The sequence below is a fragment of the Streptomyces sp. NPDC017202 genome (assembly GCF_044331705.1).
GTDB lineage: Bacteria > Actinomycetota > Actinomycetes > Streptomycetales > Streptomycetaceae > Streptomyces.
Genome location: NZ_JBIRNP010000004.1, coordinates 500,610 through 521,804, shown reverse-complemented (window position 1 = coordinate 521,804; position 21,195 = coordinate 500,610). Strand labels below are relative to the sequence as shown.

The window sequence follows — 21,195 nt, the reverse complement described above, 5'->3', positions numbered from 1 at the left end:
CCGCCCGCCCCCCCCCCCCCCCCCCCCCCCCCCCCCCCCCCCCCCCCCCCCCCCCCCCCCCCCCCCCCCCCCCCCCCCCCCCGCCCCGGGTGGCGGGCGAAAAAAATTGGGGTGCCGGATCGTGAACCGATCGGCGGGGCTCGTCCGATGAGGGGATGTGAGCGAAACGAGAAGCGACGGGGAGCTGCTGCGGGCCGTCGCGGCGGACGGGGACCGTCACGCCTTCGAGGAGCTGTACCGGCGATACGCGCCGTGGCTGACCGCGCGCATGCGCAGCCGCTGCGCCGACGCCGCGATAGTCGACGACGTCGTCCAGGAGACGTTCCTCGCGGTGTGGCGCGGCACCGCCCGCTTCCAGGAGGGCCACTCCGAGGACGCGGCCGGCTGGTTGTGGCGCATCGGAGCCCGCCGCCTCGTCGACGCCGTGCGCGGCGACGGCGCGCGGGGGCGGCTGCGTCAGGCCCTGGCCCGGCTGCGCCACCGCGACGAGGCCTCCGCGGAGGAGCGCGTGCTCGCGGGAGTGGAGCACGGGGATCTCGCCGGTGCCCTCACCCGTCTCTCCCCGGAGCTGCGGGCGGTCCTCCAGGCCACCGTCATCGACGGACTCACCACCCGGGAGGCCGCCGTCCTGCTCGGCATCCCCGCGGGCACGGTCAAGACGCGGGCCCAGCGGGCCCGCAAGCAACTGCGGGAGGCGCTGGCATGAGGCGGCACGTGACGGAAGGGCGCCTGCGCGGATGCGCGGAGGCCGACAGACTGAAGGAGGCCCTGGCATGACGTGGCACGTACCGGAGGAGGACCTGCGCGCCTACGCGCGGGGCGAACTGGTGGCGCCCCTGCTGTGGTCCGCCGACACGCATCTCGCGGGGTGCGCCCCGTGCCGGTCCCGGCTCGCGGGGGCAGTCGACCCGGTCGCGCTGGACGCCGGCTGGGAGCGGCTGGACGCCGAACTGGACGCGCCGCGGCCGGGCCCGGTCGAGCGGCTGCTGGTGCGGCTCGGCGTGGCCGACCACACCGCCCGGCTGCTGACGGCCACCCCGGTGCTGCGCCGGTCGTGGCTGCTGGCGGTGATGTCCCTGCTGGTCATGACCGTGCTGGCGGTCCACTTGGTGGACCGGCCCGCGCTGTTCCTCGCGCTCGCCCCGCTGCTCCCGCTCGGTGGGGTCGCCCTGTCGTACGGACCGGCCCTCGACCCGTCGTACGAGATGGCCGTCGTCGCCCCGATGCACGGCTTCCGCCTGCTGATGATCCGGACGGCCGCGGTGCTGACCGCGGGCCTCGCCTTCAACGGCCTGGCCACCCTCGCCCTGCCGGGATACGGGCTGCTGGCCCTGACCTGGCTGCTGCCCGCGCTGGCCCTGACCGCGACCGGACTGGCGTTGACCCCCCGGCTCGGCCCGGTCCTCGCGCCCGCCCTGGTGGGCGGGGCCTGGCTGACGCTGCTGGTGGTGGCGCGGTTGCAGGCGCACTCCCCCACCACGCTCGTGCCCTTCACGGCGGCCGGGCAGTCGGCCGCGGCGGCCGTCGCGGCTCTCGCCACCGTGCTGCTCTACCAGACCCGGGACCGCTTCGACGCGCGTCCCGTGGGCGGCTTCCCGGACGGCGGCGCCGTATGACGCCCGCGCCCGCCCCCGCCCACCGACCGGAATCCCAGGAGTCCCGCATGACCACCCCGCCCACCACCGTGACGGCCACCGGCCTGTCCCTGCGCTACGGCGGCACCCACGCCCTGGACGGCGTCTCGCTGCGCCTGACGCGGGGCGTGACCGGCCTGCTCGGCCCCAACGGTGCCGGAAAGACCACCCTGTTGCGGGTGCTGGCCACGGCGGTGCCGCCGGACCGGGGCGAGTTCACCGCCCTGGGCCACGATCCCGGCACGTCGGCCGGCCGCCTGGCCCTGCGCCGCACGCTCGGCTACCTGCCGCAGACGCCCGGCTTCCACCCCGACTTCACGGCCTTCGAGTTCGTCGACTACGTGGCGATCCTGAAGGAACTGACCGACCGCACCGCCCGGCTCCGCGAGGTGCGTCGCGTGCTGGACGCCGTCGACCTCGCCGACGTGCGGGGCAAGCGGCTCAAGCGGCTGTCCGGTGGCATGCGGCAGCGCGTCGCGCTGGCCGCCGCGCTCGTCGGCGACCCCGGCTTCCTCGTCCTGGACGAGCCGACCGTCGGTCTCGACCCCGAGCAGCGCATGCGCTTCCGCGGGCTGATCGCCGAGGCCGGTGAGGGGCGCACGGTCCTGCTGTCCACCCACCAGACCGAGGACGTGGCGATGCTCTGCCACCGGGTCGTGGTCCTCGCCCGGGGCCGCGTCCGCTTCGAGGGCTCCCCCGCGGAGCTGACCGCCCGTGCGGCCGGCCGGGTCTGGAGCAGCACGGAGCGGGACCCGGCCGCCCTGGCCGGCTGGCGCACCGGCACCGGCACCTTCCGCAACGTCGGAGATCCGCCGGAGGGCGCCGACCTCCTCGAACCCACCCTGGAGGACGGCTATCTGCTCACCCTCGACAGCGACAGCCGGACGGTGACCGCATGAGCACCACGATCACGACGGTGAGGGGACCCGCCCCCGCGCTCCCCGAGCCCCCCGGGCCCGGCCGCCGCACCGGCGCCATGCTCGCCCTGGCCCGTTTCGAGACCCGCGAACTCCTCCAGCAGGTGCCGATGCTGGTCTTCCTGTTCCTGTACGTCGGCTTCACCGTCGCGCGGCTGGCGTCCCAGGACGGCATGAGCGACTACCCCGTCCTCAACACGGTCGACCGCGACACCCAGACGTCCCCCCTGCTCCTCGCCGTCGCCCTGCTCGTCTGCACCAACGCCGCCGCCCTGCGCTCGCGCAGGCACGGCACGGTCGAGCAGTTCGACGTCATGGCGATGGAGCCCTGGCGGCGCGTCCTCGCGCACCTCCTGTCCGCGGTGCCGTTCGCGGCGCTCACCGCGGTCGTCGTCGCGGCCGAGTTCACCCGGGAGGCCCTGAAGCCCGGCGCGATCGGCCACGGCTCCGTCGCCGAACTCGCCGTCGGGCCGCTGGTCGTCCTGATGGCGGGGATCACCGGTGTCCTGCTGGCACGGCTCGTGCCCATGCCCTTCGCGCCCATGCTCTTCGTGGTCGCCGTGTATCTGCTCATGGTCCTCGCCACCGGCGTCACCGAGTCGGACGAGCCGGGGGCGGGCTGGCTCTCCCCCCTGGTCTTCTCCGGGATCTCCGGCGGCGATCCGGTCCCCAGCGACCTCCTCGGCCGCCCGGCCGCCTGGCACGCGCTCTATCTGCTGGGCCTGTGCGCCGTGCTGACCTGCGCGGCCCTGCTGCTGTCCGGCGGCCGCACCCGCGCGGTCAAGGCGGCGACCGCGCTCGCCCTCGCGGTCACCACGGCCGGCGCGATCGGCCAGCTCCCGCGGGACACCGACGCCCTGGAAGCGGCACGGAGGACGGCGTCCACGACCCCGCAGAAGGTCCAGTCGTGCACGGAGCACGGCGGGTCGGCCTACTGCTCCTTCCCCGAGTGGAAGGGGGTGCGGGACGACTGGGCGGCGGTCGTCGACCGGATCCGGTCCGCGGCCGGCGGCAGCGCGACGACGACACCCCTGACGGTCCGCCAGCGCATCGACACCAGCGGGGGCATCGAGACCGACTCCGCGCTGACCCCCTCCACCACCCCGGGCCAGGTGACGGTCGGCACCCGCTGGGGCGGCAACCGCGTCCCCGAGTTCGCTGTGGGAGCCGCCACCGTCCTCGTGGCGGGCACGGAGGACGCCACCACCCGGACCATGTGCGACGCCCGCGCGGTGACGATCATGTGGCTGGTGCTGGGCACCGACCCCACCCCGATGGCCACGTTCGCGGACGTACGGCTGGACGACAGCACCACCGGCTCAGGCCAGGTCCTGGCCCCCACGAACGGGCTGAGCCTGACGGCCCACCAGACGAAGGTCGTCGCCGAACTGCTCGCCCGGCCCCGGGCGGAGATCACCGCGCGGGTCAAGGCGCACTGGCCGGAACTGACGTCCGCGCGGACCTCGACGGCCGAGGCGGCGAAGCTGCTGGGCGTCGCGGTGCCGCAGGGGGTGGAGTCGTGCGACGAGTAGGAGACGCGAACGGGGCGGGGAACCCCGCCCCCGGCGGTTCGGGTCACGCCGCTCCCGGCGGTTCGGGTCACGCCGCCCCCGGCCACCCGAACTCCTCTGACGGCCGCCACGGCCCGGCCCCCCGCCTCCACACCCTGCTCAGGTCCCTCGCCCCGCCGGTGTGGCGGTCCCTGCCCTGGGCGGCGTTGACGGCGACGGCCGGCTCGGGGCTGCTGCTCGCGGCGAGCACGCGGCTGCCGGACCAGGCACCGGGGCCGGCCTGGGGACTGGTGGTACTGCGGCTGACCGCGCTGACCGGCGGGGTGGGCCTGGCCTTCCTGCTCGACGACCCGGCCCGGCACACCACCGCCGCCAGCCCGCTCGGCCGTCCCCTCCGCGCCGGCCTGCGCCTGGCGATGGCCGTGCCGCTGATGGTCCTGTGGTGGGCGGCGGTCCTGCTCGTGCTGCCCGGGCCGACCCGCCCGCCCCTGGGCCCGGTCACCCTGGAGGCCCTCGCCACGGCCGCCTGCGCCATCGCCCTGGCGACCGCCGCCGTGCGCTTCACGCACGCCGCGGAGGTGGGGAAGGGGACGGTGGCACGGCTCGGCGCGCTGGCGGCGGTGGCGGTGCTGGTCCCGGCACGGTGGGGACTGCTGACCCTGCCGGGTCACCGCTGGTGGGAGGAGACCCACGTGCGGTGGGCGGTGCTCCTGGCGCTGACGCTGGTGTCGACAGCGCTGTGCACACCCGAACCGCTGAGACGCACCCGGGTGCGCCCCGGTCCCCCCGACGGCGCCCCCGTCGGCGCCCCCGCCGGGCGGGGGTGAGGGGCGGTCAGGTCTCCGTGCGGTACATCAGGTCCGTCTCGTACGTGACGAACCCCAGCCGCTCGTACACCGACACCGCCGCCTTGTTGTCCGCGTCGACGTAGAGCATGGCGGTGGGCAGCCGCTGCGCCGCGAGATGCCGCAGGCCGATCGTGGTCAGGGACTTGCCGAGGCCGCCGCCCTGCGCGCCGGGGGCGACACCGAGGACGTACACCTCGCCGAGGCCCTCCTCGGCGTGGACCTTCGTCCAGTGGAAGCCGACGAGCCGGTCCCTGCGGAAGGCGAGGAAGAAGCCGGAGGGGTCGAACCAGGGCTGGTCCTCGCGGTCGTCGAGGTCGCGCTGGGTGAGGGAGCCCTGTTCGGGATGGTGGGCGAAGGCGGCGGCGTTGACGGCCAGCCAGGCGCCGTCGTCCTGCCCGGGGACGAAGGTCCGGACGGTCACCCCCTCGGGGAGCACCGGCTCGGGCAGGTCGAGGTCGGTCAACGGCCGACGCATCTGGCGCAGTTCGCGGAACAGCGACAGCCCGAGCACCTGGGCGAGGTGCCGGGCGGCGGCATGGCCGCCGTGGGCCCACACCCGCAGGCGTTTGCCGGAGGCGGCGAGCAGGGCGGAGCCGAGTGCCCGGCCGTGCCCGTGCCCGCGGTGCGCGGGATGGACGACCAGCTCGGCGGCCGGGGCCTCGACGGGGTCGGTGTCCTCCAGCTGCGCGTAGGCGACGAGTTCGCCGGCCAAGGAGAGCAGGAGGTGGGAGACGCCCTCGCGGGGGCCGCCCCGCAGTTGCAGCCGGCCCTGTTCGGACACCGCCTGGCGGCCGTCGCTGCGGGCGGCCTCCGCGAGCAGGTCGAGGACGGCCTCGGTCTGTGCGGGGGAGAGCGCGGAGAGGTTCTCGATGGATCGCTGGCCGGGGGCCGATGCCGGGTCGTCGCTGGTCATGCGTACGAGGGTAAGGGTCGGGCCGGGCAAAGTGGCGGCATCGGGGAAGGGGGCGCGGATCCATCGGGGAAGGGGACGCGGATCCATCGGGGAAGGGGACGCGGATCCTTCCGGAGCGGTGGTGCCGAAGCACCGGGAACCGCGGGCCGGCACGGGCGGGAGCTGGGCGGATGCCCGGCGGACGGCAAAGGGAAACCAGGATGTAACCATGAACCCCCTGTCGCGCTACGCGCGTTGACTCTAGGCTGCGGCCCGACGGGGCCACCGGCTCGGACGCCTCGCAGGGCCTTCCGGCCCCGGGGACGTCGACACCACAGCAGACACCACAGGGGGGCGCATGCCAGCCACTTCCCACTCGCATCCGAGCCGCAGACGCCGTACGTACGGGCTGCTCGCGGCGGCCGCCGGTCTGGCCACCGCCGGCGCACTGGTCGCCGCGCTGCCGGCGGGTGCGCAGGACGCCCGGCACGGAAAGCCGCTGCCGAGCCGCTACCAGGACGTGCAGCTGCTGTCGTTCAACGACCTGCACGGCAACCTCGAGCCGCCGAGCGGTTCCTCCGGCCGGGTCACCGAACTCCAGGCCGACGGCACGACCAAGACGATCGACGCGGGCGGTGTGGAGTACCTGGCCACGCACCTGCGCCAGGCCCGCGAGGGCAACAAGTACTCCATCACCGCGGCCGGCGGCGACATGGTCGGCGCCTCCCCGCTGATCTCCGGCCTGTTCCACGACGAGCCCACCATCGAGGCGCTCAACAAGCTGGACCTGGACGTCACCTCGGTCGGCAACCACGAGTTCGACGAGGGCGCCAAGGAGCTGAAGCGGCTTCAGAAGGGCGGCTGCCACCCGACGGACGGCTGCTACACGGACGAGGAGTTCGGCGGCGCCGACTTCCCGTACCTCGCGGCGAACGTCCTGAACGAGAAGTCCGGCAAGCCGATCCTGAAGCCGTACTGGGTCTGGAAGAAGAAGGACGTCAAGATCGGCTTCATCGGCGTGACCCTGGAGAACACGCCGGGCATCGTCTCCGCGGAGGGCGTCAAGGGCCTGAAGTTCAAGGACGAGGTCGAGACGATCAACAAGTACGCCAAGGAGCTCCAGCGCCAGGGCGTGAAGTCGATCGTGGCGCTGATCCACGAGGGCGGCCTGCCGGCCTCCACCTCCTACAACTACGACTGCGACTCGCCGGGCGCGGGCGACGGCATCTCGGGCCCGATCGTCGACATCGCGAAGAACGTCTCGCCGTCGGTGGACGCCCTGGTCACGGGTCACACGCACGCCGCGTACGCCTGCACGGTCAACGACCCGGCGGGCAAGCCGCGCACGGTGACCTCGGCCGCCTCGTTCGGCCGTCTCTACACGGACACCACGCTGACGTACGACCGCTTCACGGGGGACATCGCCCGTACGGCGGTGAAGTCGGCGAACCACGTGGTCACCCGGACCGTCCCCAAGGCGACGGACATGACCGAGCTGATCGGCAAGTGGAACGCCCTGGCGGCGCCCATCGGCAACCGCGCGATCGGCCATGTCTCCGCCGACGTCCCCAACACGGGCACCGAGTCCCCGATGGGCGACCTGATCGCGGACGCGCAGCTCTGGTACGGCAGGAAGCTGGACGCCGAGGCGGACCTGGCGCTGATGAACCCCGGTGGGGTGCGGGCCGGTCTGACCTACGCCGCCAAGGGCGCTGAGGGCGACGGCGTGGTCACCTACGCCGAGGGCTTCACCGTCCAGCCGTTCGCCAACACCGTGAACCTGCAGGACTTCACCGGCGCCCAGCTCGTCCAGGTGCTCAAGGAGCAGGTGAGCGGGTCGAACGCGAGCGCGCCGAAGATCCTCCAGCCGTCGGCGAACCTGACGTACACGCTGGACCTGACGAAGAGCGGCGCCGACCGTGTCGTCACGGACTCCATCAAGCTGAACGGCGCCGCCGTCGACCCGGCCGCCACCTACCGCGTCGCGACGAACAGCTTCCTCGCGGGTGGCGGCGACGGCTTCACCACCCTGGGCCAGGGCACGAACGACCTCGTCGGCCTCGACGACCTGGCCGCCCTGGAGCAGTACCTGACGGCCAACTCCTCGGCCGCCGCTCCGATCGCGCCGCCGGTGCCGAACCGGATCACGATCGTGCAGTAACCCCGGGATTCCTCCCACGGCAGAGGCGGCCGCGTCACCGACGCGGCCGCCTCTGCCGTGGGGCGGCCGTTCAGCCGCGGTCCCCGGCCCTCGTCCCCGTCCGGGACGGCAAGGTCCCGGACGGGGACGTGCTGGTCTTCGGCGCGGCCTCGTGGGCGGCGTTCCTGACTCACACGGCGCGCGGTCAGGCCGTCGGCGTCCAGTCGCCCAGCCAGTCCGCGACCTCCTGGTTCGCGGCCTGGGCGTCGGTCAGCTGCGGCCGGTCGCTGCTCGCGGCGCCCGCGCCCGCCCCGGTGTTCTTGTACTCGGCGAAGCGGTCGTCCTTCCAGGAGAAGCCGCTCATGTCGGTCCAGGGGGTGGTCCGGATCGCGGCGCTGAGGGTGGTGTTGCGGACCGTGGTCTGCGGGTCGAGGGTGGCGTCACCGCCGGCGTGCCAGGGGCGGCCGAGGTGGAAGGAGCGGTCGGAGACGTCGCCGTTGACCGTGGAGTTGGCGATCAGGATGCCCTTGCGGCCCGCCGCGGTGCTGGGGGCGGTGACGTAGCCGGCCGAGGTGCCGTTCCAGCGCTTCTTCAGCGTGATGACCGACTTGTCGATGACCGCCGTCGCCCGGCCGAAGATGAAGTCGACGTTGCCGACGACGTACGAGTTGGCCATGTAGACGCGGCCCAGCTTGTCCTTGGACGCGGTGTCCACCAGCAGGGTGTCCTGGTCGCCGCTGACGATGACGCCGTCGAGGAAGACCTTGTCGGCGGCGGTGCGCAGGGCGACCGCCTGGCCGGCGATGTCCTGGTGGGCGGCCTCGTCGAAGTCGTTGGAGATGGTCAGGTTGCGGGCCTGGAAGTCGTCCGCCTCGACGGCGACGGTGGCGCTGCCGCCGGTGCCGTACGTGCCCCCGCCGGGCTTGGGGGTGCCCGACGCGTTGTTGTAGACGATCGTGGTGTCCTTGCGGCTGCCGCCGGTGCCCTGGATGGTGACGTGCGGCTTGTTGGAGGGCACCTTGACCAGCTCGCGGTACGTGCCCGGCTTGACGGCGATCACGACGCGCGAGGGGTTGTTCGCCGGCACGGCGTTCACGGCGGCCTGCACGGTCGAGTACTGCCCGCTGCCGTCCTTGGCGACGGTGAGCGTGGTGGCGGCGGCCGCCTTGGTCGTGGCTGTCGTGGCTGTCGTGGCTGTCGTGCCCGTCGCCGTGGTCGCGGACCCGGTGCCGATGGTCGGGCGGGGCCCGGCACCGGCCTTGAGCAGCGCGGGCACGTCGGCGGTCTTGTCGAGCGTGTACGCGTAGAAGGCCTTCGGGTCGAAGGCGGTGCCGCCGCTCTCGTTGCGCCCGCTCGTCCCGACGAAGGTGTTGCCCTTCTGGACGATCGTCGCGGTGCCGTCCTTGGTCACGGGGTTGTTCATGCCCTGGAAGTAGGAGTTCTCCAGGACCATCTTCGTGCGGCCGCGCGAGTAGTTGCCGTACGACGACTTGATCGTGGTCCCGGCCACGTCCTCGAGGAAGTTGTTGTAGAGGTGCGCGTGGGCGGCGTTGTCCGTCGACGGGTTGCGCTGCTCGGTCTCGCGGATCCAGTTGTGGTGGATGGTGATGTCGGTGACGACGTTCTCGGTCCAGCCGATGCCGAAGGCCTTGTTGTCCTCGCTCAGCTTGTTCCAGGACACCGTGACATCGGTGCTGTCCTTGCGGACGTCGATGAGCCCGTCGGCCATGTGCCGCAGGTCGTTGTGGTCGATCCAGACGTGGTGCGCCCCGTCCATCTGGATCGCGTCGAAGTCGTGGTCCTTGTCGTTCCAGACGCCCTGGTACGCGTCCCGGATGGTCAGGTTCCGGATGATCACGTTGTGGACGCCCTGGCCGAGGAAGAAGCCGCCGCCCACGATGTGCCCGGAGGTCCCGGAGCCCACGATCGTCTTGTCGGAGGCGACCTTGATCTCCTTGCCGACCGGGTCCATGGTGATCGTCGCGGCGACGACGATGACGTACGGCTCGGCGGCCGTCGCGTACTTCTCCAGATCGGCGAGCGTCTTCACGGTGACGGTCCTGCCGTCCCGGCCGCCGTACGTCCCGTTCTGCCCGAGCGCGTTCACCGAGGCGAAGCCGTCGGCGGTGGCGGTCGCCCAGGCGGGGGCGGCGGTGGCGGCGGAGGCGTTCGCCTGTGCCTGCGCACCGAACAGTCCGAGGTCCGTGCCGTAGGCGAAGGTGCCGGCGGCGGTCAGCACGAGCGGCACGCCCAGCGCCACGCCGGTCCTGCGCCTGCGGTGCCGGGGCTTGCGGCCGATGTCGGTCATGTGTGGGGTTCCGTTCCGTGGGAGGAGGACCACCCGGAAGGGGTGCGGGTCACCGGGTGGTCGCCGCTCACGGCGGAAAGGTTGCCGAACTCACCCGAACGCGTGGGGAGTACGGCCGCGCGGGCGCTACGGCAGCTCGGGCGGAGGCGTCGGAGCGCCGGGGAGCCGTACGGTCACCAGCGTGCCGCCGCCCTCCGCGCGGGCCACCGTGATCTCACCGCCGGCCTCGCGCACCGTGCGCGCGACGATCGACAGGCCGAGACCCGACCCGGGGAGCGCCCGCGCGCTCGGGGAACGCCAGAACCGGTCGAAGACGTACGGGAGTTCGTCCTCGGGGATGCCGGGGCCGTGGTCGCGGACGGTCAGGACGCCGTCGGAGAGCGCGACCTCCACGCAGCCGCCCCGCGGACTGAACTTCACCGCGTTGTCGAGGACGTTGACCACCGCCCGCTCCAGCGTGGCCGGCTCCGCCCGCACGTACCAGGGGTCCAGCGCGGCCGTGATGGTCAGTTCCGGGCCCCGCAGCCGCGCCCGGCGCAGGGCCGACTCCACGGTGTCCTCGAGGGAGACCACCTGGACCCGCTCGCCCCGCTGCCCCTCCGAGCGGGACAGCTCCTGCAGGTCGCCGATGAGCGCGGCCAGTTCGGTCATCTGCGCCTTCACCGACGCGAGCAGCGCCTTGCGGTCCGCCTCCGGGAGGGGCCGGCCCGTCTCCTCGCTGCGGGTGAGCAGCTCGATGTTGGTGCGCAGGGAGGTGAGGGGGGTGCGGAGTTCGTGGCCCGCGTCCGCGATGAGCTGCTGCTGCAGCTCGCGGGAGCTGGCCAGGGAGGCGGTCATCGAGTTGAACGACCTGGACAGGCGGGCCACCTCGTCCTCGCTGTCGTCCTCGACGGGGATGCGGATGCCGAGATCCTCGGTGCGTGCGACGTGCTCGACGGCCTCGGTCAGCTTGTCGACGGGGCGCAGACCCGCGCGGGCGACGGCCAGGCCCGCGGCACCTGCGCCGAGGACTCCGATCCCGGAGACGAGGAGGAGGACGAGGGCGAGGTCGTTGAGGGTCTTCTCGGTGCTCTTGAGGGGGGTGGCGAGGACGAGCGCCACCGGCCCCGCGTTGGTCTGCACGGGCAGCGTCAGCACGCGTACGGCCTCACCGTTGTCGGCGGTGCCGTCGTGGAACACGCCGTCGGCGCTGTCGTCCGCGTTCGCGATCACCTTCCGGTCGGCGGCGGAGACCTTCACCTTGCCGGCGGAGTACGAGTTGACGCAGACCGTGTCGTTCGCCGTCACGATCTGGAAGTAGCTGTTGCCCAGGTAGCCGGGATTGGGCTGGGTGTCCTGCGGGCACGTCCTGAGCACGTTCTCGATCTGGTCGTCGAGCCTCGGCTGGGCCACCATCTTCCTCAGGTCGCCGTCCACCTGCTCGTACAGCTTCCCCTGCACGATGAACCAGCAGGTCACCGACACCGCCGCCACCGCGAACGCCACCGCCGCGGCGACCAGCATCGACAGCCGGGCCCGGATGGGAAGGGTGCGCAGCCGCCGTACGACCCGTTTCACTCCGCGCCGCCCTGCCGCAACACGTATCCCACGCCCCGCACGGTGTGCACGAGGCGCGGTTCGCCGCCGGCCTCCGTCTTTCGGCGCAGGTACATGACGTACACGTCGAGGGAGTTGGACGAGGGCTCGAAGTCGAAGCCCCACACGGCCTTGAGGATCTGCTCGCGGGTGAGGACCTGACGCGGGTGCGCCATGAACATCTCCAGGAGGGTGAACTCGGTACGGGTCAGCTCGACGGCCCGCCCGGCGCGCGTCACCTCCCGCGTCGCGAGGTTCATGCGCAGGTCGGCGAAGGTGAGGACCTCGTCGTCGTCGGTGCCCGCGCCGGCGGCCGCGGCGTAGGAGCTGCGCCGCAGCAGGGCCCGTACGCGGGCGAACAGCTCGTCCAGTTCGAACGGCTTGACCAGGTAGTCGTCGGCGCCCGCGTCGAGTCCGGTGACGCGGTCGCCGACGGTGTCGCGGGCGGTCAGCATGAGGATCGGGGTGGTGTCGCCGGCCCCGCGGATGCGGCGGGCGGCGGTGAGGCCGTCCATGCGGGGCATCTGGATGTCGAGGACGACGAGGTCGGGCCGGTAGCCGGTGGCCTTCTCCAGGGCGTCCGCGCCGTCCACGGCGACCTCCGTGTCGTAGCCCTCGAAGGCGAGGCTGCGCTGGAGCGCTTCGCGCACCGCCGGCTCGTCGTCGACGATCAGGATGCGCTGGGTGTCACGGTCGCCTTCGGCGGGGCTCATGGCGTGGATTCCCTCGGGTGCGGTGGGGCGGCGGGGTGCTGCGGGCGGGACCCTCTCAGCCTCGCATCGTAGTGAGCCGGTTCAACGGCACCTTGCGGCGGTGCGGGCGGGCGGCGCCGGTGCGCAGGCCCATCAGCTGCGGGACGCCGACCTCCGGGGCCCGGGGCGGTGCCGTCGGGGCGTGCAGTGCGTACACCACGTCGAGGGCCAGGGCGAGGTCGGCCGCGCCGACGCCGGTCACCGGGTGCGGAACCTGCTTGATCATGACGTACTCCCTGAGCGCTGGAAGGGGGTTCAGCTGTCGGAGCCGCCGGCCCGCAGCGTGGCGAGGTCGGCCTTGACGGTGTTGATCGGGATGGCGAAGCCGAGGCCGACGCTGCCCGCGGTGGAGGAGGAGGTGGCGTCGGCGGCGGAGTACATCGCGGAGTTGATGCCGATGATGTTGCCGCCGGCGTCGATCAGGGCGCCGCCGGAGTTGCCGGGGTTGAGGGAGGCGTCCGTCTGGAGCGCCTTGTACGTCGTGGTGGACGAGCCGGTGTCGCCGTTGAACTGCTGACCGCCGAACTCGAACGGCCAGCCGCCGCCCTGCTGCTGTTGCTGCTGTCCCTGGCTCTCGTCGGTGGAGACGGTCACGTCCCGGTCGAGGGCGGAGACGATGCCGCTGGTCACGGTGCCGGTGAGGCCCTCGGGTGAGCCGATCGCCACGACCGTGTCGCCGACCTTGACGCCGTCGGAGTCGCCGAGGGTGGCCGTCTTGAGGCCGGAGGCGTTCGCCAGCTTGATCAGGGCCAGGTCCTTCTTGCTGTCGGTGCCGACGACCTCGGCCGTGTACTCCTTGCCGTCGCTGGTCGACACCTTGATCGAGGAGGCGCCGGCGATGACGTGGTTGTTGGTGAGGATCTCGCCGTCGCTGGTGATGATCACGCCGGAGCCGGTCGAGGAGCCGCCGCCGAGGGTGGCGTTGATCTCGACGACGCTCGGGCTGACCGCGGCGGCGATGCCGGCGACGTCACCGGTCCTGGCGGCCGGCACCACGCTGGTGGTCGTGGAGGAGGCGGCCACCTGGTCCTTGCCGGTCAGCTCCTGTATGCCGTAGGCGGTGCCGCCGCCGATCGCCGCGGCGACGATCGCCACGGCGGCGAGCAGCGCCATCGGGCCGCGCGCCGCGCGCCTCCTCGGGGGAACGGGGCCGGGGGCGGCGGCCACGGGCGTCAGGAGAGCGGTGCCGCCGCCGTTGCCGTCACCGGCCGCGGCGTCGTCCCAGGCGCCGGCGGGCCGACCCGGCGTCTGCCACCCGGCGGCCGGGCCGACGGGCTGCGGCGCGGCCGGGTGGTGCGCCGGCGGGGGCGGCCATGCCGGGTCCACGGGGGCGGAAGCGTGCTGCGGGGCGCCCTGGTACGGGTTCTCGTGGTTCTCGTACTCGCCGCTGCGGCGGATGCTCTCGGTCATGGAACAGAGCTTTCCGCCCGAGCATGAGAGCTGCCTGAGTGCTCCCTGAGAAGCCCGGCAGAACCTCGTATGCCCGAAATGAAGACGGTTCTCGCGTGGGGTCGGCCGCTCTCAGGGAAGCCTCGTACGGTGTGGCCGGGAGCGTGCCGGGCTCACTCGCAGCCGCAGGAGCGGCGGACCACCAGACGGGACGGGAACACCTTGAGCCGCTCGCGGCGCGAGCCCGCGACCCGCAGCCCGTCGTCCAGGACCAGGTCGACGGCCGCGCGGGCCATCGCCGAGCGGTCGGAGGCGACCGTGGTCAGCGGCGGGTCGGCGAGCGCGGCCTCCTTGATGTCGTCGAAGCCGACCACGCCCAGCTCGCCGGGGACGTCGATGCGCAGCTCGCGCGCCGCCCGCAGCAGGCCGATCGCCTGGTCGTCGGTGGAGCAGAAGACGGCCGGCGGCCGGTCCGGGCCCGACAGCAGCTCCAGCCCCACCTTGTAGGCGTCGTAACGGTTGTAGGGGGCTTCGAAGAGCCGGCCCTCGGTGGGTAGGCCGGCCTCGTCCATGGCCCGCCGCCAGCCCTCGACGTGGTCGGAGACCGGGTCGCCGACGGAGGGCGTCTCGGCGGTGCCGCCCACGCAGGCGACGTACGGGTAGCCGTGCTCCAGGAGGTGGCGCACGGCGAGCTGGGCGCCGCCCAGGTCGTCGGTGACGACGGCGACGTCGTCGATGGCCTCGGGCCGCTCGTGGAGCAGCACCACGCGGGCGTCCCAGGCGTCGATCTCGGCGGCCGCGTTGTCGTTCAGCGCGTGGCTGACGAGGATCAGGCCGGACACCCGCATGCCCAGGAAGGCGCGCAGGTAGTGGACCTCGCGTTCGCCGACGTAGTCGGAGTTGCCGACCAGCACCATTTTCCCGCGCTCGGAGGCGGCCTGTTCGACCGCGTGCGCCATCTCCCCGAAGAAGGGCTGGCGGGCGTCCGGCACGATCAGGCCTATGAGGTCCGTGCGCCGCGACGCCATCGCCTGCGCGACCCGGTCGGGCCGGTACCCCAGCTCCTTGATGGCGGCGAGGACACGCTCGCGCGTGGCCGGGGCGACCGGCCGGGGTCCGTTGTTGATGACATAGCTGACGACGGCGGTGGACGTCCCCGCCAGCCGTGCCACATCATCCCTGGTTACCTTGGCCACGCGCGGAGTCTACGCGGATGGATCCGCCACGGGCAGGGCGTCGAGCAGCTTCCCCGAGCGGGAGCGACGCCCGGCCTGAGCGGCGGCTACGCCTCCGCGGAGATCCCCTCGGCACCCACGGGCACCTCATTGTCCGCATCTTCCGTCTTTGCCCGGTCCGCCGCGGCCTTGGCCTCCTCGGCGGCACGGTCGACCTTCTCGGGGGTAACGAATCGATAACCGACGTTGCGGACGGTTCCGATCAGCGACTCGTGCTCCGGGCCGAGCTTGGCGCGCAGCCGTCGTACGTGCACGTCGACCGTCCGGGTGCCGCCGAAGTAGTCGTAGCCCCAGACCTCCTGGAGGAGCTGGGCGCGGGTGAAGACGCGGCCCGGGTGCTGCGCGAGGTACTTCAGGAGCTCGAACTCCTTGAAGGTGAGGTCGAGGACCCGGCCCTTGAGCTTGGCGGAGTACGTCGCCTCGTCGACCGACAGGTCGCCGTTGCGGATCTCCATGGGAGAGTCGTCGTTGACGATCTGCTGCCGGCCCATCGCCAGCCGCAGCCGTGCCTCGACCTCCGCCGGGCCGGCGGTGTCGAGCAGGACGTCGTCGATGCCCCAGTCGGCGGTGACGGCGGCGAGGCCGCCCTCGGTGACGACCAGGACGAGCGGACAGCCGGGGCCCGTGGAGCGCAGCAGCTGGCACAGGCTGCGGACCTGGGGGAGGTCACGGCGCCCGTCGATCAGGATGACGTCGGCGCCCGGGGTGTCGACGAGGGCGGGGCCCTCCGCCGGAGCCACCCGCACGTTGTGCAGCAGCAGTCCGAGCGCGGGCAGCACCTCCGTCGACGGCTGGAGGGCGTTGGTCAGGAGCAGCAGAGAACTCATACGTCTGGTTCCTCCTCGGTCCCTGCGAGGACGTTTGCGGCACTGCGGCACTGCTCTGCGCGTCCCGGGGCCCCGTACACCCGCGGTTTCCCGCTTCGTATACAACGCTTCCGAAAGCACGAAAGGACCCGGGGGCTTCGCTGCCCGAGTCCTCTGCCCAGCAGAATAGCCCACATGAGCAACGGTCCGGCTGGTCATGGGGCACATTCCACCGTTCGTCCGAACCCTGAGACGGGCACGGGGGCACCATTGCGGACGTTTCTGCCCACGGCCGACGGCGTTTCCGTCGATTCCGTATACGACCCGGGTGCGGTCGTATACGACGCCTCCGCGTCACCTTCCCGTGGCCTGGTGTTCGTCGTGGCCCACGGCTTCACCGGGGACGCGGACCGCCCGCACGTGCGCCGGATCGCCTCGGTGCTCGCCCGGTACGGGGCCGTCGTCACCTTCTCCTTCCGCGGGCACGGACGCTCCGGCGGCCGCTCCACCGTCGGCGACCGGGAGGTGCTCGACCTGGACGCGGCCGTCGCCTGGGCCCGCCGGCTCGGGCACGCGCGCGTGGCCACCGTCGGCTTCTCCATGGGCGGCTCGGTGGTGCTGCGGCACGCGGCCCTGCACACCGGCACGGTCGACGCGGTGGTCTCCGTCAGCGCCCCCGCCCGCTGGTACTACCGGGGCACGGCCCCCATGCGCCGGCTGCACTGGCTGGTCACCCGCCCGGCGGGCCGCCTGGTCGGCCGCTACGGCCTGCGCACCCGCATCCACCACCGCGACTGGGACCCGGTCCCGCTCTCCCCGGTCGAGGCGGTCCCCGGGATCGCGCCCACACCTCTGCTGATAATCCACGGCGACCGCGACGGCTACTTCCCCCTCGACCACCCCCGCATGCTGGCCGAGGCCGCGGGCGACCACGGTGAACTGTGGGTGGAGCCGGGCATGGGCCACGCCGAGCACGCCGCGACCGACGGCCTCCTGACCCGCATCGGTGCCTGGACGGCCGCCCGGGCGGGCTAGCCTGGCCCTGTCGAAGCAACAGGCCGACCGAAGAAACCGACTGAGGGACGAGATGGCGAAGGTCACGGTGCGCTACTGGGCGGCCGCCAAGGCCGCGGCCGGAGTCGCCGAGGAGCCGCACGACGCGGACACCCTCGCCGAGGCGCTCCGGGCCGCGCGGGAGCGACACCCCGGCGAACTCCCGCGTGTGCTGCGGCGATGCTCGTTCCTCGTCGACGGTGACCCCGTGGGCACTCGCGGGCATGAGACGGTACGGCTGGCCGACGGCGGCACGGTCGAGGTGCTCCCGCCGTTCGCAGGAGGGTGAGATGACCGACCAGCAGCCGTACGAGGGGGGCCGCTACCCGCAGGGGTACGACCCGTATCAGCAAACCCCGCAGCAGACCCCGCAGCAGCAGGAGTGGCCGGGCCGGCAGGACCACGGGTACGAGGACCCGCAGGCCCACCTCCAGCACACGCAGCAGTGGCAGGGCCAGACCTGGGAGACCGGCGTGCAGCCGCCCGTCGCGGCGGCGGACCCGGCCGAGACGGCGTACCTGCCCCCGCAGACGGGCGAGGCCCCGGCCTGGCAGCAGCAGGCACCCCCGTACACGCAAGGCCAGTACCAGCAGGATCAGTACCAGCAGGATCAGTACCGGCAGCCCCGGCATCAGCAGGATCAGTACCAGCAGCCCCGGCATCAGCAGCCCGAGTACCAGCAGCCCGAGTACCAGCAGCAGGGGCGGCACCAGGCGTCCTACGGGCACCAGGTGCCGTACGGGCACCAGGCCGCCGCTCCCGCCCCCGTCGTCCCCGGGGCGGCGCCCGAGGGCGAGGCCGGGGGCCCGTCCTACGGGCCCGCCACCATGGCCGGCAACGCGCGCGTCACCGACGCCCAGCGCGCCCGCCTCGAAGGCCGCTCGCCGATCATCGAACCCGGCATGCAGCCCGCCGCCCTCACCGCCCTCCTCGGCCTGCTGCTGTCCGGTGCGGCGGCGATCGGCACGTACGCGCTGGTCGTCCCGCTCGTCGTCCTCCAGGCCGTCACGGCGGCCGGCTGGTTCCGGCTGAACGGCATGTGGCCGGCCCGGCAGGGCATCGCGCTCGCCTTCCTCGGCGCGCTGGTCTCCGACGTGGCACTCCTCGCGGCCGGCCGCGAGAACGCCCCGGCCGCGATCCTGGGCACCCTCGGCGTCTGGGTCCTGCTCTGTCTCGTCCTCCAGCTCCGCTCGCACGCCGACCCCGACGAGCGCATGTACGGCCTGATGGCGACGGTGGTCTCGGCCGCCCTGGCGATCCTCGCCACCGGCCACCTCGGGGCCGACCCGGACGCGGTGACGGTCGGCGCCGCCGCGGTCGCCGTCGCCGTGGTGGCCCGCGCGCTGCCGCTGCCGACGCCCGTGTCGGTGGTCGTCGCGCTGCTCGCGGCGGCGGGTGCCGGCATCGCGGTCGGCGGGATGACCGGGCTGGGCGCCGAGGGCGCGCTGCTCGGCGCGGGCGCGGCGGCCTGCGCGCTGATCGGCCACCGGGTGGCGAGCTACGACTACCCGTCGCGTTTCGTGCACTTCACGGCGGGCGTCGCCCTGCCGCTGGCCGCGGCGGCGCCGGCGGTGTACGTGCTGGGACGGGCGCTGGCGTAGGGGGTGGACGGTCGGCTGTGTCACAGGTGATCGACAAACTCCGGCCACCCTCCGCACGCGGAGTTACCGTGAGTGGTCACTGTCTGTCTGGCCGTCCGGGTGGGGGAACAACCGCATGCGAGCACTTCGAATACTGCTGGTCGTCGTCGTGGTCCTGGGCGGCCTGTTCGTGCTCGCCGACCGCCTCGCGGTGAACTTCGCCGAGGGCGAGGCCGCGGACAAGCTCCGGGCGAACGAGAACCTCGCGACCACCCCGGACGTGTCCATCAAGGGCTTCCCCTTCCTCACCCAGGTCGCCGGCGGCGAGCTGGACGACGTCGAGGTCGGCATCGACGACTACGAGGCCGTGGCCGGCGCCGAGGGCCAGAAGATCCGCATCGACGATCTCCGGGCGAACATGAGGGGCGTCGAGTTCTCCGGCGACTACAGCTCCGCCACCGCCACCAGCGCCACCGGCACCGCGTCCGTCAGTTACGCGGAGCTGCTGAAGACCGCCACGTCCGAGCCCACCGAGATCGGTCCGGTGACGGCCCGGGTCGTCGGCCTCTCCGACGGCGGCAACGGCAAGATCAAGGTCACCGTCGAGGCGAGCATCGGCGGCACCAAGCTGCCGCAGCCGGTCTCCGTGCTGAGCACGGTCACCGCCGAGGGCGACACCGTCCGGGTGCACGCCGACTCCCTGCCCAGCTTCGGTCCGTTCCGGGTCGCCGAGGACGAGGTGCGCGGCATCACCGACTTCGAGCAGAAGATCGACGACCTGCCCGGCGGCATCCGCCTCGACAGGGTCGAGGCGGCGAAGAACGGTGTGGAGATCACGGTGAAGGGTTCGAACGTCCGCCTCGCCGGGTAGGCCACCCCCGGTGGACGGCGAATGTCCGACAGGCGAGACGCCGCCGTCCGTACCGTAGATGTGACGACGGATGCAGACGGACGCGAGCGCCCGGAGGCCGTACGGTGACGGCCCGGGCGCTCTTCGCTTCTCACTATGCGGACGATAGCGTCTCACCATGCGGAGCACTGGTGACACGTCCGCCCTTACGTCCCTACGATCGACCGCATGAAGCAGCGACAGGCGGATCTCACGAAGCGGCGGGCAGTAGACCTGTGCCGCGTCGCCGCCATGCTCTGTCGCCCTGTCTGAGCGGAAGCGCCACCTGCCTTCCGCGCCCTCCCGGCGTCCTCGTTCGAGGGCGTCCTCGCGCCGGCCGCCGGCGAGACCCGGCCGCGCACCCTCCTTTCTTTGCACACCCCCGCCGCAACTGCCCCGGAGGAGAACAAGCATGAGCCGCAGCGACGTCCTGGTAGACGCCGACTGGGTCGAGGCCAACCTCGACAACCCGGACATCGCCATCGTCGAGGTCGACGAGGACACGTCCGTGTACGAGAAGAACCACATCAGGAACGCGATCCGGATCGACTGGACCCAGGACCTCCAGGACCCGGTCCGCCGCGACTTCATCGACCAGGAGGGCTTCGAGAAGCTCCTGTCGGCGAAGGGCATCGGCAACGACACCCTGGTGATCCTGTACGGCGGCAACAACAACTGGTTCGCGTCCTACGCCTACTGGTACTTCAAGCTCTACGGCCACGAGAACGTCAAGCTTCTCGACGGCGGCCGCAAGAAGTGGGAGCTGGACGCCCGCGAGCTGGTCGAAGAGGTGCCCGAGCGCCCCGAGACCAGCTATCAGGCCAAGCCGCAGAACACCGCCATCCGCGCCTTCCGCGACGACGTCGTGGCGGCCATCGGCTCGCAGAACCTGGTCGACGTCCGGTCGCCCGACGAGTTCTCCGGCAAGCTGCTCGCCCCGGCCCACCTGCCGCAGGAGCAGTCGCAGCGTCCGGGCCACGTCCCGAGCGCCCGCAACATCCCGTGGTCGAAGAACGCCAACGACGACGGCACCTTCAAGTCGGACGAGGAGCTGAAGGCCCTCTACGCCGACGAGCAGGTCGACCTGGCCAAGGACACGATCGCCTACTGCCGCATCGGCGAGCGCTCGGCCCTGACCTGGTTCGTGCTGCACGAGCTGCTCGGTGTCGAGAACGTCAAGAACTACGACGGCTCCTGGACCGAGTACGGCTCCCTCGTCGGCGTGCCGATCGAGCTCGGCGCCAACAAGTAACCCGACCGACCCGACCTTCTGGTCAGACCCCTCTGGAGAAAGACATGTGTGGAGCGAAGGCCGGCGGCCCGGACGCCTCGACGATCAAGCCCGGTGAGACCACCATCCAGGGTCAGGTGACCCGCGACGGCGAGCCGGTGACGGGCTACGTCCGCCTGCTCGACTCGACCGGCGAGTTCACCGCGGAGGTCCCCACCTCCGCCACCGGACAGTTCCGCTTCTACGCGGCCGAAGGCACCTGGACCGTCCGCGCCCTCGTGCCCGGCGGCACCGCCGACCGCACGGTCGTCGCCCAGCAGGGCGGCCTCGCGGAGGTCGCGATCGCCGTCTGAGACGTCCGCGGACGGACACGACGTCCGCAGGGCCGCACCTCTCGGGTTGGACACCTGAGGTGCGGCCCTGCGGCCTTTCCGG

21 protein-coding genes and 1 pseudogene are annotated in these 21,195 nt (G+C 72.6%); 14 read left to right on the top strand and 8 right to left on the bottom strand.

What is annotated here, in order from left to right:
- The first annotated feature begins 157 nt into the window (after positions 1–157).
- From ACH4N1_RS12465 to ACH4N1_RS12445, 5 genes are all read left to right on the top strand, one after another.
- Positions 158–706: an RNA polymerase sigma factor gene (locus tag ACH4N1_RS12465; RefSeq protein ID WP_382785661.1), complete on the top strand. Its 549-nt coding sequence runs from the start codon at positions 158–160 to the stop codon at positions 704–706.
- 67 nt (positions 707–773) lie between these two features.
- The gene (locus tag ACH4N1_RS12460) at positions 774–1,616 is read left to right on the top strand and encodes a zf-HC2 domain-containing protein (RefSeq protein WP_398096616.1); all 843 of its coding nucleotides are present in this window, start codon (positions 774–776) and stop codon (positions 1,614–1,616) included.
- Positions 1,617–1,663: 47 nt separating this feature from the next.
- Positions 1,664–2,533, top strand: a complete 870-nt coding sequence (locus ACH4N1_RS12455) for an ABC transporter ATP-binding protein (RefSeq protein ID WP_398096614.1) — start codon at positions 1,664–1,666, stop codon at positions 2,531–2,533.
- On the top strand, positions 2,530–4,083 hold the full coding sequence (locus tag ACH4N1_RS12450; RefSeq protein ID WP_398096613.1) for an ABC transporter permease: 1,554 nt from the start codon (positions 2,530–2,532) through the stop codon (positions 4,081–4,083). The genes ACH4N1_RS12455 and ACH4N1_RS12450 overlap by 4 nt, the downstream gene beginning before the upstream one ends.
- The gene (locus tag ACH4N1_RS12445; RefSeq protein WP_398096611.1) at positions 4,071–4,889 is read left to right on the top strand and encodes an ABC transporter; all 819 of its coding nucleotides are present in this window, start codon (positions 4,071–4,073) and stop codon (positions 4,887–4,889) included. Before ACH4N1_RS12450 ends, ACH4N1_RS12445 begins: the two co-directional genes overlap by 13 nt.
- 7 nt (positions 4,890–4,896) lie before the next feature.
- Here the strand turns inward: ACH4N1_RS12445 and mshD are convergent, their stop codons facing one another.
- Positions 4,897–5,823, bottom strand: coding sequence for a mycothiol synthase (gene mshD / locus ACH4N1_RS12440; RefSeq protein ID WP_398096609.1), 927 nt, complete (start codon positions 5,821–5,823; stop codon positions 4,897–4,899).
- Positions 5,824–6,160: 337 nt separating this feature from the next.
- Between mshD and ACH4N1_RS12435 the strand changes: the two genes are divergently transcribed.
- Positions 6,161–7,963, top strand: a complete 1,803-nt coding sequence (locus ACH4N1_RS12435; protein WP_398096608.1) for a bifunctional metallophosphatase/5'-nucleotidase — start codon at positions 6,161–6,163, stop codon at positions 7,961–7,963.
- A gap of 89 nt (positions 7,964–8,052) precedes the next feature.
- Positions 8,053–8,124: pseudogene (locus ACH4N1_RS12430) on the top strand (DUF397 domain-containing protein); the annotation flags it as partial.
- Positions 8,125–8,147: 23 nt separating this feature from the next.
- On the opposite strand, the gene ACH4N1_RS12425 reads toward ACH4N1_RS12430, so the two are convergent.
- The 7 genes from ACH4N1_RS12425 to ACH4N1_RS12395 all read right to left on the bottom strand — a co-directional run bounded on the left by ACH4N1_RS12425 (position 8,148) and on the right by ACH4N1_RS12395 (position 16,028).
- Positions 8,148–10,250 (bottom strand): pectinesterase family protein, encoded by a 2,103-nt coding sequence (locus ACH4N1_RS12425; protein WP_398096607.1) that lies wholly within the window; start codon positions 10,248–10,250, stop codon positions 8,148–8,150.
- Positions 10,251–10,376: 126 nt separating this feature from the next.
- Positions 10,377–11,807, bottom strand: coding sequence for an ATP-binding protein (locus ACH4N1_RS12420; RefSeq protein ID WP_398096605.1), 1,431 nt, complete (start codon positions 11,805–11,807; stop codon positions 10,377–10,379).
- Positions 11,804–12,538 carry a response regulator transcription factor gene (locus tag ACH4N1_RS12415; protein ID WP_366061041.1) on the bottom strand — a complete coding sequence of 245 codons (735 nt, stop codon included), beginning with the start codon at positions 12,536–12,538 and terminating at the stop codon, positions 11,804–11,806. Before ACH4N1_RS12415 ends, ACH4N1_RS12420 begins: the two co-directional genes overlap by 4 nt.
- A 55-nt stretch (positions 12,539–12,593) precedes the next feature.
- On the bottom strand, positions 12,594–12,803 hold the full coding sequence (locus ACH4N1_RS12410; RefSeq protein ID WP_398096603.1) for a hypothetical protein: 210 nt from the start codon (positions 12,801–12,803) through the stop codon (positions 12,594–12,596).
- A 29-nt stretch (positions 12,804–12,832) separates the two neighbouring features.
- Complete coding sequence (locus ACH4N1_RS12405; RefSeq protein WP_398096602.1) at positions 12,833–13,987, bottom strand: S1C family serine protease; 1,155 nt, start codon at positions 13,985–13,987, stop codon at positions 12,833–12,835.
- 152 nt (positions 13,988–14,139) lie between these two features.
- Entirely contained in the window at positions 14,140–15,162 is a 1,023-nt protein-coding gene (locus tag ACH4N1_RS12400; protein WP_363086876.1) for a LacI family DNA-binding transcriptional regulator, read from the bottom strand.
- Positions 15,163–15,248: 86 nt separating this feature from the next.
- Entirely contained in the window at positions 15,249–16,028 is a 780-nt protein-coding gene (locus ACH4N1_RS12395; RefSeq protein ID WP_398096599.1) for a response regulator transcription factor, read from the bottom strand.
- A 174-nt stretch (positions 16,029–16,202) separates the two neighbouring features.
- Between ACH4N1_RS12395 and ACH4N1_RS12390 the strand changes: the two genes are divergently transcribed.
- From ACH4N1_RS12390 to ACH4N1_RS12360, 7 genes are all read left to right on the top strand, one after another.
- Positions 16,203–17,042, top strand: a complete 840-nt coding sequence (locus tag ACH4N1_RS12390; RefSeq protein WP_398096598.1) for an alpha/beta hydrolase — start codon at positions 16,203–16,205, stop codon at positions 17,040–17,042.
- 52 nt (positions 17,043–17,094) lie between these two features.
- The gene (locus tag ACH4N1_RS12385) at positions 17,095–17,349 is read left to right on the top strand and encodes a MoaD/ThiS family protein (protein ID WP_398096596.1); all 255 of its coding nucleotides are present in this window, start codon (positions 17,095–17,097) and stop codon (positions 17,347–17,349) included.
- Between the two features lies 1 nt (position 17,350).
- Complete coding sequence (locus ACH4N1_RS12380) at positions 17,351–18,661, top strand: hypothetical protein (protein WP_398096595.1); 1,311 nt, start codon at positions 17,351–17,353, stop codon at positions 18,659–18,661.
- A 115-nt stretch (positions 18,662–18,776) separates the two neighbouring features.
- Complete coding sequence (locus ACH4N1_RS12375; RefSeq protein WP_398096593.1) at positions 18,777–19,511, top strand: DUF2993 domain-containing protein; 735 nt, start codon at positions 18,777–18,779, stop codon at positions 19,509–19,511.
- A 207-nt stretch (positions 19,512–19,718) separates the two neighbouring features.
- On the top strand, positions 19,719–19,802 hold the full coding sequence (locus tag ACH4N1_RS12370; protein ID WP_353850233.1) for an Ms5788A family Cys-rich leader peptide: 84 nt from the start codon (positions 19,719–19,721) through the stop codon (positions 19,800–19,802).
- A 139-nt stretch (positions 19,803–19,941) separates the two neighbouring features.
- Positions 19,942–20,781, top strand: a complete 840-nt coding sequence (locus ACH4N1_RS12365; RefSeq protein WP_398096591.1) for a sulfurtransferase — start codon at positions 19,942–19,944, stop codon at positions 20,779–20,781.
- Between the two features lie 44 nt (positions 20,782–20,825).
- On the top strand, positions 20,826–21,113 hold the full coding sequence (locus ACH4N1_RS12360) for a DUF1416 domain-containing protein (RefSeq protein ID WP_004986406.1): 288 nt from the start codon (positions 20,826–20,828) through the stop codon (positions 21,111–21,113).
- Positions 21,114–21,195: the final 82 nt, after the last annotated feature.